Raw genomic sequence first — 17,542 nt, 5'->3', positions numbered from 1 at the left:
CGTGGTGCCCCTCGCAGGTCGTACGACCCAGGAGGCCTCCGTACATGACCGCCAACCGCATTCCGCTCTCCCAGCTGGAGCGAGGCATTCCCTTCGAGCAGCGCCACATCGGCCCGGACGCCGAGGCGCAGGCCAAGATGCTCGCCCACGTGGGCTTCGGCTCGCTGGACGAACTGACCGCTGCCGCGGTGCCGGATGTGATCAAGAGCGCGGCCGCGCTGGACCTCCCGGAGGCGCGGACCGAGGCCGAGGTGCTGGCCGAGCTGCGGAGCCTCGCCGCCCGCAACGAGGTCCTCACCCCGATGATCGGCCTCGGCTACTACGGGACGTTCACGCCGCCGGTGATCCTGCGCAACGTCATGGAGAACCCCGCCTGGTACACGGCGTACACCCCGTACCAGCCCGAGATCTCCCAGGGCCGCCTCGAGGCGCTCCTGAACTTCCAGACCGTCGTCGCCGAGCTGACCGGCCTGCCGACCTCCGGCGCTTCGCTCCTCGACGAGGGCACCGCGGCCGCCGAGGCCATGACCCTCGCCCGCCGCGTCGGCCGCGCCAAGGGCAGCGTCTTCCTCGTCGACGCCGACGCCCTGCCGCAGACCATCGCGGTCATCGAGACCCGCGCGGAGCCGATCGGCATCGACGTCGTCGTCGCCGACCTCTCCGAGGGCATCCCCGCCGAGATCGCAGAGCGCGGCGTCTTCGGCGTGCTGCTCCAGTACCCGGGCGCCTCCGGTGCCGTCCGCGACATCAAGCCGCTGATCGACCGCGCCCACGAGCTCGGTGCGATCGTCGCCGTCGCCGCCGACCTGCTCGCCCTGACCCTGCTGGCCTCGCCCGGCTCGCTCGGCGCCGACATCGCCGTCGGCACCACGCAGCGCTTCGGCGTCCCGATGGGCTTCGGCGGACCGCACGCCGGCTACATGGCCGTCCAGGACAAGCACGCCCGCTCGCTGCCCGGCCGGCTCGTCGGCGTCTCCGTCGACGCGGACGGCAACAAGGCCTACCGCCTGGCGCTGCAGACCCGCGAGCAGCACATCCGCCGCGAGAAGGCCACCAGCAACATCTGCACCGCGCAGGTGCTGCTCGCCGTGATGGCCGGCATGTACGCCGTCTACCACGGCCCCGAGGGCCTGCGGACGATCGCCCGCCGCACCCACCGCTACGCGGCGCTGCTCGCCGCCGGCCTCACGGCCGGCGGGGTCGAGCTCGTCCACGGCTCCTTCTTCGACACGCTCACCGCGCGGGTCCCCGGCAAGGCCGCCGAGGTCGCCGCCGCCGCCCGCCGCCACGGCGTCAACGTCTTCCAGGCCGACGCCGACCACGTCTCCCTCTCCTGCGACGAGACCACTCTGCGCGCCCACGTCGAGGCCGTCTGGGCCGCCTTCGGCGTCACCGCGGACATCGAGGCCCTCGACGCGGCCACCGCCGACGCGCTGCCCGAGGAGCTGCTCCGCTCGGACGCGTACCTGACCCACCCGGTCTTCCACCAGCACCGCTCCGAGACCGCGATGCTGCGCTACCTGCGCAAGCTCGCCGACAAGGACTACGCGCTGGACCGCGGCATGATCCCGCTGGGCTCCTGCACCATGAAGCTCAACGCGACGACCGAGATGGAGCCGGTGACCTGGCCCGAGTTCGGCCAGCTGCACCCCTTCGCCCCGGTCGAGCAGGCCGAGGGCTACCTCACGCTCATCCGCGAGCTGGAGGAACGCCTCTCCGAGGTCACCGGCTACGACAAGGTCTCCATCCAGCCGAACGCCGGCTCGCAGGGCGAGCTCGCCGGCCTGCTCGCCGTCCGCGCCTACCACCGGGCCAACGGCGACGAGCAGCGCACCGTCTGCCTGATCCCGTCCTCCGCGCACGGCACCAACGCCGCCAGCGCCGTGATGGCCGGCATGAAGGTCGTCGTCGTCAAGACCGCCGACGACGGCGAGGTCGACACCGACGACCTGCGCGCCAAGATCGAGCAGTACCGCGACGAGCTCGCCGTGCTGATGATCACCTACCCGTCGACGCACGGCGTCTTCGAGGAGCACGTCGCCGACATCTGCGCCCAGGTCCACGAGGCCGGCGGCCAGGTCTACGTCGACGGCGCCAACCTCAACGCCCTGGTCGGCCTCGCCAAGCCGGGCCACTTCGGCGGCGACGTCTCGCACCTGAACCTCCACAAGACGTTCTGCATCCCGCACGGCGGCGGCGGCCCCGGCGTCGGCCCGGTCGGCGTCCGCGCCCACCTCGCCCCGTACCTGCCGAACCACCCGCTGCAGCCGACCGCCGGCCCCGAGACGGGCGTCGGCCCGATCTCGGCCGCCCCGTGGGGCTCGGCCGGCATCCTGCCGATCTCCTGGTCGTACGTGCGCCTCATGGGCGGCGAGGGCCTCAAGCGGGCCACGCAGGTCGCGGTGCTCGGCGCGAACTACATCGCCAAGCGCCTGGAGCCGCACTTCCCGGTCCTCTACACCGGCCCGGGCAACCTCGTCGCGCACGAGTGCATCATCGACCTGCGCCCGCTGTCGAAGGCGACCGGCGTCAGCGTCGACGACATCGCCAAGCGCCTGATCGACTACGGCTTCCACGCGCCGACGATGTCCTTCCCGGTGGCCGGCACGCTGATGATCGAGCCGACCGAGTCCGAGGACCTCACCGAGATCGACCGGTTCTGCGACGCCATGATCGCGATCCGCGCGGAGATCGAGAAGGTAGCCTCCGGCGAGTGGCCGGCCGGGGACAACCCGCTCGCCAACGCCCCGCACACCGCGGCGGCGCTGGGCGGCGAGTGGGACCACCCGTACACGCGCGACGAGGCCGTCTTCCCCGGCGGCGTCTCCGCCGCGGAGAAGTACTGGCCGCCGGTGCGCCGTATCGACGGCGCCTTCGGCGACCGCAACCTCGTCTGCTCCTGCCCTCCGCTGGACGAGTACGACAACTGAGGTCCTCTTCCGCGCGGCCCCGGTTCCGGGGCCGCGCGGACCTGACACAAAGGCCGGGCCGGGAGCGACGCTCCCGGGCCGGCCGTCTACCGTCGGTTCCGTGCTGCTCCGCGCTGTCCCGGCTAGGCCGCGGCCTGCGCCGCCGCGAGCGGGCGGTGCGGGGCGATGATCTGGCCGTCCGGCAGCAGCTCACCGGTGTCCTCGAAGAGCAGGACGCCGTTGCACAGCAGGCTCCAGCCCTGTTCCGGGTGGTTCGCCACGGGCTTGGCGGCCTCCCGGTCGGCGGAGTCGGCTGACGGGCACGCTGGCTGGTGCTGGCACATGGATGCGTTCTTTCGCTGCGGTGTGGTCTGTGTGCTGCGGCTCGATACCTGGTTCATGGCCGCCCCCCGTTGTCGACGACTAGATGCGGTGAGGGTCCCAGTGTTGCCCCACGGACTCGAGTCCGCAGGGATTTCCGGGAGCTGTCCTCACAGATTGATGACGCATCACTCGTGCGGGCGGTTCAGCTCAACTCCCCTGTCAATTCGGATGGTTCGCAGGTGGCCCGGCTGGGCTAGGCCGAATGGGCCATACAGGCGGGAGCCGGCTCCGTCAGGCGGCCGGAGCGGCCGGAGTGGCCAGTGGGGGGCGTACGGGCGGGGCCGGCTGGGTCAGCCGGTGGGTCATCACCGGCAGCAGCTCCGACACCGGGTGCGGCCGGTAGGCGGCGATCCCCGGAGGGGCGGGAGCGAGCGGGACCAGCAGGTCGGAGGCGGCCGGCAGCCCGGAGGAGGCGTCCGCCCCGACCGCCCCGTGCAGCCACAGCGTCAGCATGTACAGCTCCGGCACCGACAGCAGCCGGGGCTGGTAGCCCTTGCCCAGCGACTCCGCCTGGCGCAGGGCCCGTTCCGTGGCGGCGACGTACGGGCCCTCGAAGAAGTGGGAGAAGGCCCAGCCGTCCGCGGTCAGCCGGACGTCGGCCGCGGCGATGTGCCGCTCGCCGGCGCGGATCAGGAAGCGCCACCCGACGAGCCGGGTCCGCGGCGGGCGGGCCGGGGTGCCCGGCTGGGAGACGCCGAGCCGGTCCAGCACGTGGACGGGCAGCGGCAGTTCGGCGGTCAGCGGACCCTGCTGGGCGCGCAGGGCGGGGGTTCCCGCCGCGACGGCTGCGGGGGAACCGAGTGCCGCGAGGACGCTGCGCAGGGCAGGCGCGGGAGCCGGGGGGACATGCAGCGGCATGGTGGGTCGCCTCTCGGTTGGGAGACCTGTGGATCGGGGCGGGGTGCAGGGACGGCGCTGTCGCATTCTGGGGCCAGAGGGGGGCTGAGGGGCAATGGCCGCGCGCCAACTCTCTGCCTCGTTTGCGGAGTTTATACGACATGTGTTCACACAGTGTTTCGGCTAGCCGTCCGGGCTATTGCCGGCAAGGCCCTTACCGGTCCCACTGAGATGGCATTCATGCCGTCTTCGCGCGAACACGTCGCGCTGACCTCGGAGGTTACCGGACCGGGGCTCGGCTGGAAAGCGCTGATTAACCGCAACCGGCAAAGGCGATGCGGAATTTGCATACAGTGACTTGCCAGGAGAATGTGCCATGGCGCCCTTCGGCCAATCCGGCGCACGCCTCCCGCCCCGGCTGCCGCCGCCGCGTTATCGATCACGCCTCCGGGGCATCATCGACCGTACACGCGCGCCCGGAACCCGGGCCGCGGCCACTCGAGGAGGGACGCTCCGATGGGGGAGAAGGTCGTGGCGGGCGGATTCGACCTGTCCGATCGACGGCGGTACCGGAGGAAGCTCCACGAGTGCCTGGAGGGGCTGGAGCGGCTCTTGGCCGAGAAGAGGTTCGACCGTCCCAAGAACATGATGGGACTGGAGATCGAGCTGAATCTCGCGGGCCCCGACGGGATGCCGCGCATGGTGAATGCGCAGGTTCTGGAGCGTATTGCGAGCCAGGATTTCCAAACGGAACTGGGAATGTTCAACCTGGAGGTGAACGTCCTCCCGCACCGGCTCGGCGGCCGCGTATTCGACCAGCTCGCCGAGGAGCTGAGCGCGGGCCTGGGCTACGCCCACCGCCAGGCGGCGGACATGGACGCCGGGGTCGTGATGATCGGCATCCTGCCCACGCTCACCCGCTCCGACCTGGTCACCGCCAACCTCTCCGCGGTGGACCGGTACTCGCTGCTGAACGAGCAGATCCTGATGCTGCGCGGGGAGGACTTCCTCCTCGACATCGACGGCGTGGAGCACCTGGTCTGGAGCACCGGGTCGATCGTTCCGGAGGCGGCCTGCACCTCGGTCCAGCTGCACCTGCAGGTCACGCCCGGCCGGTTCTCCGACGTGTGGAACGCCGCGCAGGCCGCGACCGCCGTCCAGATAGCCGTCGGCGCCAACTCGCCGTTCCTGTTCGGGCACGAGCTGTGGCGCGAGTCGCGGCCCCCGCTGTTCACGCAGGCCACCGACACCCGGCCGCCCGAGCTCCAGGCGCAGGGCGTACGGCCGCGCACCTGGTTCGGGGAGCGGTGGGTGGAGTCCGTCCAGGAGCTCTTCGCGGAGAACGTCCGCTACTTCCCGGCGCTGCTGCCCATCTGCGACGCGGAGGAGCCGCTGCGGGTCCTCGCCGAGGGCGGGGTGCCGGGCCTGCAGGAACTCGTCCTGCACAACGGGACGGTCTACCGCTGGAACCGGCCCGTCTACGGGGTCGTGGACGGGGTACCCCACCTGCGCGTGGAGAACCGCGTCCTGCCGGCCGGACCGACCGTCGCCGACGTCGTCGCGAACGCCGCCTTCTACTACGGGCTCGTCCGGACCCTCGCGGACGAGCAGCGGCCGGTGTGGACCCGGCTGCCGTTCGCCGAGGCGGAGGCCAACTTCGACGCGGCCTGCCGGTACGGCATCGACGCGCGCCTGCGGTGGCCCCGGCGCGGCCGCGGCGCGGGCCTGGCGGCCGTGCCGGCCGTACGGCTCGTCCTGGACGAGCTCCTGCCGATGGCCGCGGCCGGGCTGGACGCCTGGGGCATCGAGCCCGCCGACCGCGACCACTACCTCGGCATCATCGAGGAGCGCTGCCGGCGGCGGGTGAACGGGGCCACCTGGCAGGTGGACACATACCACCGGGCCCTCGCGGCCGGAATGGAACGCGACGCGGCGCTGGCCGCGATCACCCGCCGCTACAGCGAGCTGATGCACAGGGGCGAACCCGTGCACACCTGGCCCGTCGGGCTCGTGGAGGAGGAGCCGCGGGCCCCGGTGCCGGCGCAGCGGGGCTGAGCCCCGGCCCGCCCCGCCCGCGGGCCGTCCCGTTCCGCCGGAGCCCTCCCGTGATCCGCCCGCGACCCCGAGGGGGCAGTATGGGGTGGTCGGAAGCACAGGGCGGAACGGGAGACTCACGTGCGGGCGCAGCCGGAGCCGGTGGTCGGAACGTTGCAGGAGGACGGGCTGCGGCGGATGCTGCGGACCGAGGCGCTGCTGGTGCTCGCCCTGTCCCTGGGGGCGAGCGCCGTCTCGTCGCTGATCAGCTTCATCGGCGCGCTGACCAAGCCGGGCGCCCTCAAGGACCAGGCCGCCACCCTCAACGGCTCGTACGCGCCCGGCCGGCCCTGGCTGGACCTGGCATGGCAGCTGTTCGGCATCACCACCGCCCTCGTCCCGGTGCTGCTCGTCGCCCACCTGCTCACCCGCGAGGGGGCGCCGGGGCTCCGCGTCCTCGGCTTCGACCGGACCCGGCCCGGCGGCGACCTCGCCCGCGGGGCGCTGGTCGCCGCCGGCATCGGCAGCGCGGGGCTGGCGTTCTACCTGGCCGCGCAGGCGGGCGGGTTCAACCTCACCGTGCAGCCGGAGGCGCTGCCCGACGTGTGGTGGAAGTTCCCCGTCCTGATGCTCTCCGCGGTGCAGAACGCCGTCGTGGAGGAGGTCATCGTGCTGGCCTACCTGCTGCGCCGGCTGGACCAGCTGGGCTGGTCGCCGTGGGGCGCGCTCGCCGCCAGCTCGGTGCTGCGCGGCCTGTACCACCTCTACCAGGGCATCGGCGGGTTCGTCGGGAACATGGTGATGGGCGCCGTGTTCGTCCTCGCCTACCGGAGGTGGGGGCGGGTCGGGCCGCTGGTCGTCGCGCACTCCCTGCTCGACATCGTGGCGTTCGGCGGGTACGCGCTGCTCGCCGGAAAGGTCGGCTGGCTCCCCACCCCCGGGTAGCGGTCAGGGGCGGGCCAGGAGCTCGCCGTCGATGACGGTGACCGCCTGCCCTGTCAGGAGGGTGCGCGCGCCGGCGAGGGCGACCTGTACGAGGCCCTGGCGGGCGCCGCCCTGGAGGCCGGTCAGCCGGGTGCGGCCCAGGCGCGCGGCCCAGAACGGGGCGAGGGCGGTGTGCGCGCTGCCCGTCACGGGGTCCTCGTCGATGCCGAACGCGGGGAAGAAGCCGCGGGAGACGAAGTCGTACCCGAGTGAGGGGTCCTCGGCGGCCGCGGTGACGACGACCCCGCGGCGCGCGTAGCCGCGCAGGGCGGCGAGGTCCGGGGTGAGCCCGCGCACGGAGGCCTCGTCGGCGAGTTCGACGAGGAGGTCCCCGATGTGCTCCGAGGTGTCGTGGACGGAGCGGATGTCGGCGCCGAGCGCGGCACGGACGGCGGCGTCCGGCTCGACCGGGGTCAGGGACGAGGTGGGGAAGTCCAGGGTGATCGTCCCGTCCTCGGCGGTCTCGGCGGTGAGGACGCCGCAGCGTGCGCCGAACCGGATCGGGCCGCGGCGGCCGGCGAGGCCGTTCGAGGCGAGGACGTGCGCGGTGGCCAGGGTGGCGTGGCCGCACATGTCGACCTCGGCGGTCGGGGTGAACCAGCGCAGCGCCCAGTCGGCGCCGCCGCCCGGGGGCAGCGGATGGGCGAAGGCGGTCTCGGACAGGTTCACCTCGGCGGCGACCTGCCTGAGCCAGGCGTCCGGCGGGAAGCCGCCGTCCAGGAGCAGGACTCCGGCGGGGTTGCCGCGGAAGGGGCGGTCGGTGAAGGCGTCGACGATTCGGAGGCGCATGCGGCGACGGTACGGCCGACCGCCGCCCGGCGACAAAAGCCGTTCCGGTAGGCCCTGTGCCGGGGAATCGCCGCGGGCAGACCGTCACCGGCGCATACGCGCCCCGTGGCGATGAGCAGCCGCGAACGAGGTGAGGACCCCACGGCAGACCAGGGCGGCGGCCGGGGGCGGGAGGAGTGGCCCTGGGCGATGTGTTCCGCCGGCAGCCGGAGGCCGCCCGTCCCTGCCGTGTCGGGGCAGCGTGCTGCCGTTCAGGCGACCAGGCCTGCGAGCCTGCGCAGGGACTCGTCCAGGGCCGCGGCTGCGGAGTCCTTCAGCTTTCCCGCCATCAGGGAGACGGCGGCTCCCGTGAACTCGCCGTCGATGCGGACCGCGGTGCCGGCGCCGTCAGGGACCAGGGTGTAGCGGGTCAGGATGTTCACGCCCATCGGGCCCTTCCCGGTGAGGGCGAGGACCCGTTCCTCCTCCAGCTCCGAGACCGTCCAGACGACCTCGGCGGGGAAGCCCATCATCTTCATGTTCTCCTCGAAGGTCGCGCCGAGCGCGAGGGCCGCGGGCCCGCCCTTCGGGAAGCCGGTGTGCGTCGCGCTCCAGCGGCCGTACGCCGGCCAGTCCGTCAGCTGGGCCCAGAGCCTTGCCGGGGACGCCTCGATCGTTGCGTGCGCGGTGACTTCGGCCATGCGGCCCACCCCATCTCCTCGGGTACGTGCGGCGGAACGTAGCCCCGGCGGACCGAAGGCGCAATGCTGACGGCTCGTCAGATCAGACGGTCCCGGTCACGGCGGGTCTCGGGTGCGTCTCAACAGGTGTCACCCCCCTGACGCTCCTGACATCCCCCTGCCATGATGTCCGGATGCACGCGTCTGGGAAGAACGCGGGACTCGGCCTGGCCGTCGTCTCGGCGTTCGCGTTCGGTGGTTCGGGAGTGGCTGCGAAGCCGCTGATCGAGGCGGGGCTGGACCCGCTGCACATGGTCTGGCTGCGGGTGGGCGGGGCGGCGCTGGTGCTGTCCCCCCTCGCCTGGCGCCATCGCGGCCTGCTGCGCCGCAAACCCCTGCTCCTCGCGGGGTTCGGCCTCGTCGCCGTCGCCGGCGTCCAGGCCTTCTACTTCGCCTCCCTCTCGCGGATTCCCGTCGGCGTGGCCCTGCTGCTCGAATACCTGGGACCGGCGCTGCTGCTCGGCTGGATCCGCTTCGTCCAGCGCAAGCCCGTCACGCGGGCCGCCGCGGCCGGGGCCGCCCTCGCCGTCGTCGGGCTGGCGTGCGTCGTCGAGGTCTGGTCCGGGCTGAGCCTCGACCCGCTCGGGGTGCTGCTCGGCATCGCAGCCGCGTGCTGCCAGGCCTTCTACTTCGTCTTCGCCGACCAGGGCGCGGACGGCGACGACGTACCCGACCCGCTCGGCGTGATCGCGTACGGGATGCTCATCGGCGCCCTCGTCATGACGGTGATCGCCCGCCCCTGGGAGATCGACTGGTCGGTGCTCGGCGGGCAGGCCCTCATGGACGGCACCGCGGTGCCGGCGCCGGCCCTGCTCGGCTGGGTGGTGCTGGTCGCGACCGTGTTCGCGTACCTGACCGGTGTCGTCTCCGTGCGCAGCCTCTCCCCGCAGGTGGCCGGAGTGGTGGCCTGCCTGGAGGCGGTCGTCGCCACCGTCTTCGCCTGGATCCTGCTCGGGGAGCACCTCTCCGCCCCGCAGGTGGCGGGCGGTGCGCTGGTGCTCGCCGGGGCCTTCGTCGCCCAGTCGGCGCGGTCCGCCCGGCGGTCCCGTGCCGAGGGCTCCGCGGTGGCGGCCCGGTCCGCCGGGGCGGGCGCCGAGGGTGCGGAGGAAGCGGATCCGATTCTGCTGGACCGGGGAGCGGGCGCCGCCTAGGGTGGGGGCGTGTTCTCCAACGTGCTTCCGCCGCCGGCCGCCTGAAGCGGGCGGCCGCCGCGCATCCACGCGTTCCCGCCCGGGGTGGTCCCCGGGTCAGGCCGTGCTGCCCGCGAAGCGATGACCAGCACATCCGCTCATCCTTCACGACCGCACGGAGTCACACGTGTCGTATTCCACGCCCGCTGCCGGGCGCGCTCTGACCTACCTCGTCGTCGCCGGCGCCGCCTGGGGCACCGCCGGGGCGGCCGCCTCGCTCCTCTTCCTGGCCAGTGACCTCGGGCCGCTCGCCCTGACCTTCTGGCGCTGTGCGGGCGGGCTCGCCGTCCTGCTCGGCGTGCTCGCTGTGCGCCGCCGACCCCGCCCCGCTCCCGCCGCGCGGCCCTCGACCGGCTCGCTGATCGGGACCGGGCTGCTGTTCACGCTGTTCCAGGCCGCCTACTTCGCCGCCGTCCGCGACACCGGGCTGGCGGTCGCGACCGTCGTCACCCTCGGAGCCGGCCCGGTGCTGATCGCGCTCGGCGCCCGCCACTGGATGGGGGAGCGGCTCGGCACCGGCGGCGTCCTCGCCGTCCTCGGGGCGCTCGCCGGGCTCGGCGTGCTGGTCCTCGGCAGCGGCGGCGGCGAGGTCCGGCCGGCGGGTGTCGCCTGGGCCCTCCTCTCCGCCGCCGGCTACGCCGGAATGACCCTGCGGGCCCGGCTCCTCGGGCGGCGCGGGGCGGGTGGCGACCCGCTCGTGACGACCGCCTGGTCGGCCGGGGTGGGCGCGCTGTGCCTGCTGCCGCTCGCCGCCGCCGAGGGGAGCGGGCTGCTGCCGCACGCCGCCGACCTCGGGCGGGTGCTGTGGCTGCTGGCGTACGTCGCCGTCGTGCCGACGGCCCTCGCGTACGCCCTGTACTTCACCGGGGCGGCGGCCGTACGGGCCGCGACCGTGTCCGTGGTCATGCTGATCGAGCCGGTCAGCGCGGCCGTGATCGCCGTGCTGGTCCTGGGGGAGCGCCTGACCGGCGGAGTCGTGCTCGGCACGGTGCTGCTGCTCGCCGCCGTCGGCGCGCTGATCGCGGCGGAGGCCCGCAGGCCCGCCGACCGCGGTGTCGTCGGCGGCGGGGGTGCGGGCGGCGGTGCGGGCGGGCCGGCGCCCCGGCCCGGCTCCGCACCGGCTCAGAGCTCCGCGAGGTAGGCCGGGGCGGCGATCCCGGCGGCCAGGTCGGCGGCCGGGACGGGCATCCCGTACGCCGGTGCGACGGGGACCACCCCCGACCAGTACGGCAGGCCCAGGTCCTCCGGGTCGTCGTTCGGGCCGCCGGTCCGCACCTTCGCCGACACCTCCGCCAGGTCCAGGCGGACCACCGCCGTCGCCGCGAGCTCCTTCGCGGACGCGGGCCGGGAGTCCGCCGACCGGCCCGGCACCACCTGGTCGACCAGGGCGTCGAGGGCCCTGCGGAGTTCCTCCTCACCGGTCACCTGGCGGGCGGTGCCGTGTACCACCACCGAGCGGTAGTTCAGCGAGTGGTGGAACGCGGAGCGCGCCAGGACCAGGCCGTCGACGTGGGTGACGGTGACGCACACGGGCAGGCCGGGGTCGGTGCGGCCTGCGGCGAGCAGCGGCCGGGATCCCGTCGAGCCGTGGAGGTAGAGGGTCTCGCCGATGCGTCCGTACAGCGTCGGCAGGACGACCGGGGCGCCGTCCCGGACGAAGCCGAGGTGGCAGACGTACCCCTGGTCGAGGATGGCGTGGACCGTCTCGCGGTCGTAGCGCGCCCGCGCGCGCGAGCGGCTCGGGACGGTCCGGTCGGTGGGCTCGTAGGAGGCGGCGGCCGGTGCCGGCGTCTCGGGCGTGGCGGTCATGCGCACCTCATTGCACTAGTGCATAATTGTGTTTGTGCTAGGAGAATATCGGATCAGTGGGCGGCGTGCATCGGAGATCGCCGCCGCCGTCGAGGAGGGCGTCGCCTCCGGCGCTCTCGCCCCGGGCACCCTGCTGCCCCCGATGCGCGAACTCGCGGGGGAGCTGGGCGTCAACCCGAACACGGTCGCCGCGGCCTACCGCACCCTGCGTGAGCGCGGGGTCATCGAGACGGAGGGCCGCCGCGGCAGCCGGGTCCGCGGGCGCCCTGCCACCGCCCCGCGCGACCAGCCGCCGCTGCCGCCGGGGGCGCGCGACACCGCCTCGGGCAATCCGGACGTCCGGCTGCTGCCGCCGCTCGGCGCGGCGCTCGCCGCCGCAGCGGCCCGCCACGCGCGGCGGCCGACGCTGTACGGGGACGACCCGGTCGTGCCCGAGCTCGCCCGGGCGGCCCGGACCGCGCTCGACGCCGAGGGCGTCGCGGCGGGCCCGGTGGCCGTGACCTCGGGGGCGCTCGACGGGATCGAACGCGTGCTGGCCGCCCACCTGCGGCCCGGCGACGCCGTGGCGGTGGAGGACCCCGGCTGGGGCAGCCTCCTCGACCTGGTCGCGGCGCTCGGGCTGCGCGTCCTGCCCGTGGCGGTCGACGACGACGGTCCGGCGGCGGCCGCCGTCGCCGAGGCGCTGCGGCTCGGGGCGCGGGCGCTGGTCGTCACCGCCCGGGCGCAGAACCCGACCGGCGCGGTCGTCGCCGCCGGGCGCGCGGCGGAGCTGCGGGCCGTCCTGGCCGCACACCCCGGGGTGCTCGTCATCGAGGACGACCACGGGCACGGCATCACCGACGCGCCCCTGCACCCGCTCGGCGGGGTGACGGCCCACTGGGCGCTCGTCCGCTCCACCGCGAAGGCGTACGGGCCGGACCTGCGGCTGGCCGTGCTCACCGGTGACGCGGTGACCCTGGACCGGGTCCGCGGCCGACAGCGGCTGGGGCCGGGCTGGGTGAGCCGGCTGCTCCAGTACGCGGTCGTTGAGCTGTGGACCGCCGGGGCGGTGGACCCCGTACGGGTCTCCCGCTCGTACGGGGAGCGGCGGGACGCACTGATCACGGCCCTCGCCGGGCACGGCGTACGGGCCCACGGCCGCAGCGGGCTGAACGTGTGGGTGCCGGCAGCCGACGAGGCGGGCGCGGTGGCGCGGATGTTCGCGGCCGGCTGGGCGGTGGCGCCGGGCAGCCGCTTCCGGGTGCGGTCGGGGCCCGGCGTTCGGGTGACGGTGTCCGGGCTGGAGCCCGCGGAGGCCCCCGCACTGGCCGAGGCGCTGGCCGCAGCGGTCCGGCCGGGCGCCGGCGGCCGGACCGTCTGACGGGGCGGGCGCCCGGCCGCACGGCCCTGGTAGTGCCAGGGCCTGTATTGAGTTGCCCCGCGGCGTCGCGACGCCCGGCACGCACCCTCGGCGCACGAGCCGAATGTCCTCGTAGCGGAGCTACTAGGACATTCGTCCCGCACACCGAGGGCACGCACCGAACGCCGCTCCTTGCTCCACGGGGCAACTCAATACAGGCCCTGGCGGCGGCGGGCCTGGGTGAGCGCCGCGCCCACGAGGACGATCGCGGCGCCCACCGGGGTGTTCCAGTGGAGGCTCTCGCCCAGCAGGGCGACGCCCGCCGCGGTCGCGATGACCGGGATGAAGTAGGTGACCATCTGGGCCGTCGTCGGCCCGACCTCCGCGACCAGGCCGTACTGCATCTGGAGCGCCATGCCCGTGCCGAGCGCGCCCAGGGTGATCACCGACAGCGTCGGCCACAGCGGGAACGCGCCGGGGGCGGTGGTGAACACGGCGCTCACCAGCAGCAGCTGCGCCGTGGAGAGCAGGAGCTGGCCGCCGGTCAGTGCGACCGGGGAGCCGGGGACCGACGCGAGGGTGCGGCGGACGTAGATCCAGCCGATCGGGTAGCAGAGCGAGGCGAGCAGCGCGAGGGCGGTGCCCCTGGCGTCGAGGCCGGCGAAGCCCTGCCACGCCCCGAGGACGGTCAGCACCCCGAGGAAGCCGAGGCCGAGGCCGGCGACCCGGCGGCGGGTGGGCCGGTCCTCCGAGAGCGCGACCAGCGACAGCGCCATGCCCCACAGCGGGGAGGTGGCGTTGCAGATCCCCGCCAGGCTGGAGGGGATGGTCAGCTCGGCGTACGAGAACAGCGAGAACGGGGCGGTGTTGAGCAGCAGGGCCGCGACGGCCAGGTGCATCCAGGTGCGGCGGCCTCGCGGCAGCGGCTCGCGGCGCAGGAGCAGCACCGCCATGAGCGCGAGGGCGCCGAAGAAGACCCGGCCGAGCGCGACGTGGAACGGGGCGTACGCCTCTGTTCCCACCTTGATCAGCAGGAAGCTGAAGCCCCAGACGACGGAGAGGAGCGCGAAGCGCAGCCGCCAGTCCACGCGGCTCGTGGCGCGTGGGGCGGGTGGGGTGCTGGTGGTGGGTGGGGCGGCGGTTCGGGGTGTGGCGGGTGCGCTCATGACAGGTACTCTGCTGTGCCCCACTGCGTAGCACAAGCAAGATTCTTTGGCAGTGACGGCGTAGCATTGCTTACATGTTGAACCTGGAGCGCCTGCGCACCCTCGACGCCCTCGCCCGCCACGGTTCCGTCAGCGGCGCGGCCGGCGGACTCCATGTCACCACCTCCGCCGTCTCCCAGCAGATGGCCAAGCTGGAGCGCGAGGTCGGCCAGCCGCTGCTGGCCAAGAACGGCCGCGGCGTCCGGCTCACCGACGCCGGGCGGCTGCTCGCCGAGCACGCGGCCCGGATCCTCTCCCAGGTCGAACTGGCCCAGGCCGACATCGAGGCCCGCCGCGGCTGCGCCGTCGGCGAGCTGCGGATCGGCGCCTTCCCCACCGGCATGCGCGGCCTGCTGCCCCGGGCCCTGACCGAGCTGCGCAGCCACCACCCCGAGCTGCGGCCCCGCGTACGGGAGCAGGAGCCCGCGGAGGGCATGGCCGCCGTCGTCCGCGGAGACCTCGACCTCGCGCTGGCCATCGACTGGCACAACAAGCGGATGCCGGTGCCGGGAGAGCTCACCAGGGAGCACCTCCTCGACGACCTCTGCGACATCGCCGTCCCGGCCGGGCACCCCCTCGCCGGCCGTACGCAGGTCTCGCTCGGCGAGATCGCCGAGGAGGAGTGGATCTCCTGGAAGGAAGGCCAGTTCTGCCACGAGTGGCTCGTCTACACCCTGCGCGGCATCGGCGTCGAGCCGCGCATCCGGCACATCGCCGAGGAGCACCACACCCAGCTCGCCTTCGTCGAGGCCGGCCTCGGGGTGTGCGTCACCCCGCGCCTCGGCCGCGGGCCCGTCCCGGCCGGGGTGCGGCTGCTGCCGGTCGGCGAGGCCGTCCGCCGCCACGTGTACGCGGTCTGGCGGGCCGACGCCGACCGCAGGCCCTCGATCCGGGCCGCCCTGGACGCCCTGCGGACCGCCGCCGGGGCGGCGGAGCGGGTTCCCGGGGCGCGGTGAACCGGCCCCGCGCCCGGTCTCACAGCTTGCGGAAGTCCCAGGAGACGGCCGACTCCGGGGTGAGGCGGATCCAGGCGTGGCGGCCGTCGTGCGGCATCTGCGCCACGCCGAAGTTCTTCACGGGGAAGATCCGCTCCACCTCCTCCAGCTCCGGGCAGGGCGCCCCGGTGCGCGGGGCCTCGCCGACGAACTCCGCCCGGCCGGACAGCTCGATCCCGCGCAGCTCCCCGTACTCCTCGCCCGCGTCCACCACGACCGACAGCCGGGGGTCCGCCTGCAGGTCCGCCCAGCGGCGGCTGCGGACGAGCGAGTACAGCCACAGCGAGGCGCCGTCCCAGGCGAACCACAGCGCCCCGACGTGCGGCCGGCCGTCCGCGGAGACGGTCGCGGCCCGGCAGGTCCGCTGCCCGCGCAGGAAGGCGTCCGCCTCCTCGGCGGTCATCATGATGCGGCGGCCGCGCCGCTGCGTACCGAAGGCTCCGGCCAACTGACCCACCCCTTCACATCTGACTGTGTGTCAGGAATCATGGGGCCTCGCCGTCCGCCGCGCCAGGGGGAGCCATGCCGCCATCCGGTCGCCGCCCAGCCGATCGCCCCGCGCCCGGCGCTCCGGGCGCCACGGCGCTCCTCACCGTCGAATGCCAGCGCGGGGTCGTGGGCGAGGGAGGCGCCCTGCCCGAGCTGGCCCGCGAGGCCCGCGACTCGGGCATGCTGGCACGGGTGGCCGCGCTGGTCGACGCCGCGCACGGGGCCGGAGTGCAGGTGCTGCACGCGGTCGCCGAACGCCGCCCGGACGGGCGCGGCGCCGGCAGCAACGCCCGGCTCTTCCGCGCCGCCGCGCGGCTTCCGGTGCAGCAGCTGGCGGGCAGCCCGGCCGCCGAGGTCGCACCGCCGATCCGGGTTGCCGAGGAGGACCTGGTCGTACGGCGGCTGCACGGGCTGTCGCCGCTCGCCGGCACCGGTGTGGACGCGCTCCTGCGCAACCTCGGCATCCGCACCCTCGTCGTGGCCGGCGTCTCCGCGAACATCGCGATACCGAACACCGTCTTCGACGCCGTCAACCTCGGCTACGAGGTCGTCGTCCCCGCCGACGCCGTCGCCGGAGTGCCCGCCGCCTACACCGCCGACGTGCTGCGCCACTCCCTGGCCCTGGTCGCCACCCTCACCACCACCGGCGCGCTCACCGCCCGCTGGGCCGCCGCACGCGCCGCGGACGCCCCCGGGCCGCGCTGACGCTCAGGGGCATACCGGCCCGGGCGCACCGGCCGGGCCGACGGCCGCCTCCGCCACCCTGTCGGCCAGGACCATGGCCACGTCGTCGGAGAGGGGGCCGCCGGTATGGCGGACCAGCTCCCGCCGCAGCCCGTCCAGGAACTCCCGGCCGCCGCAGCCGTCCAGCCGCTCCATCGCCTCCGGCAGCGGGAAGAAGACGCGGTCGCCGTCGCGCGCCTCGATCACCCCGTCGGTGTGCAGCAGCAGCCGGTCGCCGGGCGCGAAGGGGTGGGCCTCCGTCACACCCGGCGGGCCGGCGATGAACTCCTCCAGGCCCAGCGGAGGCAGGGCCGCGGCGGGCAGCAGCGGCCGCGCCCTGCCCTCGTGCAGCAGCATCGGCGGCGGATGCCCGCGGTTGACGACCTCCACGACGGGCCCCTCGCCGACCTGGGCCACCAGTGCCGTGACGAAGCCCTCCAGCAGGCCGTGCTCGTCGGTCGCGCCCGCCGCCACGGCGTCGCGCCGCAGCGCCGCCCCGCAGTGCGCCACGACCTCCACCAGGTCCTCCTCGTAGTGCGCCGCCTCCCGGAACGCGCCCAGGACCACCGCGGCCGCCCGGACGGCGGGCAGGCCCTTGCCGCGCACGTCCCCGACGATCATCCGGACCCCGAACCGCGTCTGCACCGCCTCGTACAGGTCCCCGCCTATCTGCGCCCCCGTCTCCGCCGCCAGGTACATGCTCGCCGCCCGTACCGGTCCCAGTCGCTCCGGCACCGGCCGCAGCAGCACCTCCTGCGCCGCCGCCGCGATCCGGCGGACCTGGTTCAGCTCGCTCTCCCGGCGGACGCGCACGGTGTTGCTCGTGGTCACGCTGGCGATCGACACGAGGAACAGCGCGAGGAAGTTGGCATAGACCTGCCCGCTGCCCCAGGCCTGGTTGTACGTGGCCGTCGTGATGCTCACCGCGACCGCCAGCCCGGCAGCCGCCAGCGTGCCCTTCGGCCCCATCGTCACCGCCGCCAGCGCCGGCGTCGCGCACAGCACGGGGCCGGTGTACAGGAAGTGCAGGGGGGTGAGCTCTATGATGAGCACCATCAGGGCCAGCGCGAACGGAACGCACTCCGCGAGCACGAAGAGGACCTGGTGATGACCGCCGGCCCCCGGTCGAGGGGCCG

At 74.4% G+C, this 17,542-nt stretch carries 16 protein-coding genes; 8 read left to right on the top strand and 8 right to left on the bottom strand.

The features are described from left to right. Positions 1-44 precede the first annotated feature (44 nt). A complete protein-coding gene (gene gcvP / locus C0216_RS20315) occupies positions 45-2,930 on the top strand; it encodes an aminomethyl-transferring glycine dehydrogenase (protein ID WP_114056662.1) in 2,886 nt (961 codons plus the stop codon). A gap of 122 nt (positions 2,931-3,052) precedes the next feature. On the opposite strand, the gene C0216_RS20310 is transcribed toward gcvP, so the two are convergent. Continuing rightward, positions 3,053-3,253, bottom strand: coding sequence for a DUF5999 family protein (locus tag C0216_RS20310; RefSeq protein ID WP_281277949.1), 201 nt, complete (start codon positions 3,251-3,253; stop codon positions 3,053-3,055). 271 nt (positions 3,254-3,524) lie between these two features. Next, the gene (locus tag C0216_RS20305) at positions 3,525-4,151 is read right to left on the bottom strand and encodes a hypothetical protein (protein WP_114056660.1); all 627 of its coding nucleotides are present in this window, start codon (positions 4,149-4,151) and stop codon (positions 3,525-3,527) included. A 495-nt stretch (positions 4,152-4,646) separates the two neighbouring features. Between C0216_RS20305 and C0216_RS20300 the strand changes: the two genes are divergently transcribed. Both C0216_RS20300 and C0216_RS20295 read left to right on the top strand, forming a co-directional pair. Next, positions 4,647-6,185: a glutamate-cysteine ligase family protein gene (locus C0216_RS20300; RefSeq protein ID WP_114056659.1), complete on the top strand. Its 1,539-nt coding sequence runs from the start codon at positions 4,647-4,649 to the stop codon at positions 6,183-6,185. A 177-nt stretch (positions 6,186-6,362) separates the two neighbouring features. Continuing rightward, positions 6,363-7,109, top strand: coding sequence for a CPBP family intramembrane glutamic endopeptidase (locus tag C0216_RS20295; protein WP_114058804.1), 747 nt, complete (start codon positions 6,363-6,365; stop codon positions 7,107-7,109). A gap of 3 nt (positions 7,110-7,112) precedes the next feature. Here the strand turns inward: C0216_RS20295 and C0216_RS20290 are convergent, their stop codons facing one another. Both C0216_RS20290 and C0216_RS20285 read right to left on the bottom strand, forming a co-directional pair. Next, positions 7,113-7,937 carry a PhzF family phenazine biosynthesis protein gene (locus tag C0216_RS20290; RefSeq protein WP_114056658.1) on the bottom strand — a complete coding sequence of 275 codons (825 nt, stop codon included), beginning with the start codon at positions 7,935-7,937 and terminating at the stop codon, positions 7,113-7,115. A 251-nt stretch (positions 7,938-8,188) separates the two neighbouring features. Continuing rightward, positions 8,189-8,617, bottom strand: coding sequence for a type II toxin-antitoxin system Rv0910 family toxin (locus tag C0216_RS20285; protein WP_114058803.1), 429 nt, complete (start codon positions 8,615-8,617; stop codon positions 8,189-8,191). 173 nt (positions 8,618-8,790) lie between these two features. On the opposite strand from C0216_RS20285, the gene C0216_RS20280 reads away from it, so the two are divergent. Together C0216_RS20280 and C0216_RS20275 are read left to right on the top strand one after the other, a co-directional pair. After that, positions 8,791-9,807: an EamA family transporter gene (locus tag C0216_RS20280; protein ID WP_114056657.1), complete on the top strand. Its 1,017-nt coding sequence runs from the start codon at positions 8,791-8,793 to the stop codon at positions 9,805-9,807. Between the two features lie 166 nt (positions 9,808-9,973). Further along, positions 9,974-10,987 carry a DMT family transporter gene (locus tag C0216_RS20275; RefSeq protein WP_246042636.1) on the top strand — a complete coding sequence of 338 codons (1,014 nt, stop codon included), beginning with the start codon at positions 9,974-9,976 and terminating at the stop codon, positions 10,985-10,987. On the opposite strand, the gene C0216_RS20270 is transcribed toward C0216_RS20275, so the two are convergent. Beyond that, complete coding sequence (locus C0216_RS20270; protein ID WP_428985445.1) at positions 10,969-11,655, bottom strand: pyridoxamine 5'-phosphate oxidase family protein; 687 nt, start codon at positions 11,653-11,655, stop codon at positions 10,969-10,971. The two genes, C0216_RS20275 and C0216_RS20270, sit on opposite strands and share 19 nt — an antisense overlap. Before the next feature lie 34 nt (positions 11,656-11,689). On the opposite strand from C0216_RS20270, the gene C0216_RS20265 reads away from it, so the two are divergent. After that, positions 11,690-13,015: an aminotransferase class I/II-fold pyridoxal phosphate-dependent enzyme gene (locus C0216_RS20265; RefSeq protein WP_114056655.1), complete on the top strand. Its 1,326-nt coding sequence runs from the start codon at positions 11,690-11,692 to the stop codon at positions 13,013-13,015. Between the two features lie 188 nt (positions 13,016-13,203). Here the strand turns inward: C0216_RS20265 and C0216_RS20260 are convergent, their stop codons facing one another. Next, positions 13,204-14,160 (bottom strand): DMT family transporter, encoded by a 957-nt coding sequence (locus C0216_RS20260; RefSeq protein WP_174250428.1) that lies wholly within the window; start codon positions 14,158-14,160, stop codon positions 13,204-13,206. A gap of 74 nt (positions 14,161-14,234) precedes the next feature. Here C0216_RS20260 and C0216_RS20255 point away from each other — a divergent pair, with 74 nt between their 5' ends. Then, complete coding sequence (locus C0216_RS20255) at positions 14,235-15,155, top strand: LysR family transcriptional regulator (RefSeq protein ID WP_114056653.1); 921 nt, start codon at positions 14,235-14,237, stop codon at positions 15,153-15,155. 19 nt (positions 15,156-15,174) lie between these two features. Here the strand turns inward: C0216_RS20255 and C0216_RS20250 are convergent, their stop codons facing one another. Beyond that, on the bottom strand, positions 15,175-15,600 hold the full coding sequence (locus tag C0216_RS20250; protein ID WP_114058801.1) for a pyridoxamine 5'-phosphate oxidase family protein: 426 nt from the start codon (positions 15,598-15,600) through the stop codon (positions 15,175-15,177). Positions 15,601-15,716: 116 nt separating this feature from the next. Between C0216_RS20250 and C0216_RS20245 the strand changes: the two genes are divergently transcribed. Continuing rightward, on the top strand, positions 15,717-16,388 hold the full coding sequence (locus tag C0216_RS20245) for an isochorismatase family cysteine hydrolase (protein ID WP_114056652.1): 672 nt from the start codon (positions 15,717-15,719) through the stop codon (positions 16,386-16,388). A 3-nt stretch (positions 16,389-16,391) separates the two neighbouring features. Here the strand turns inward: C0216_RS20245 and C0216_RS20240 are convergent, their stop codons facing one another. Then, the gene (locus tag C0216_RS20240) at positions 16,392-17,462 is read right to left on the bottom strand and encodes a PP2C family protein-serine/threonine phosphatase (RefSeq protein WP_342777120.1); all 1,071 of its coding nucleotides are present in this window, start codon (positions 17,460-17,462) and stop codon (positions 16,392-16,394) included. Positions 17,463-17,542 lie beyond the last annotated feature (80 nt).

The organism is Streptomyces globosus, assembly GCF_003325375.1.
Classification (GTDB): Bacteria; Actinomycetota; Actinomycetes; order Streptomycetales; family Streptomycetaceae; genus Streptomyces; species Streptomyces globosus_A.
Note: the sequence above shows the minus strand (reverse complement) of the source record. Positions and strands in the feature narration are given on the sequence as shown.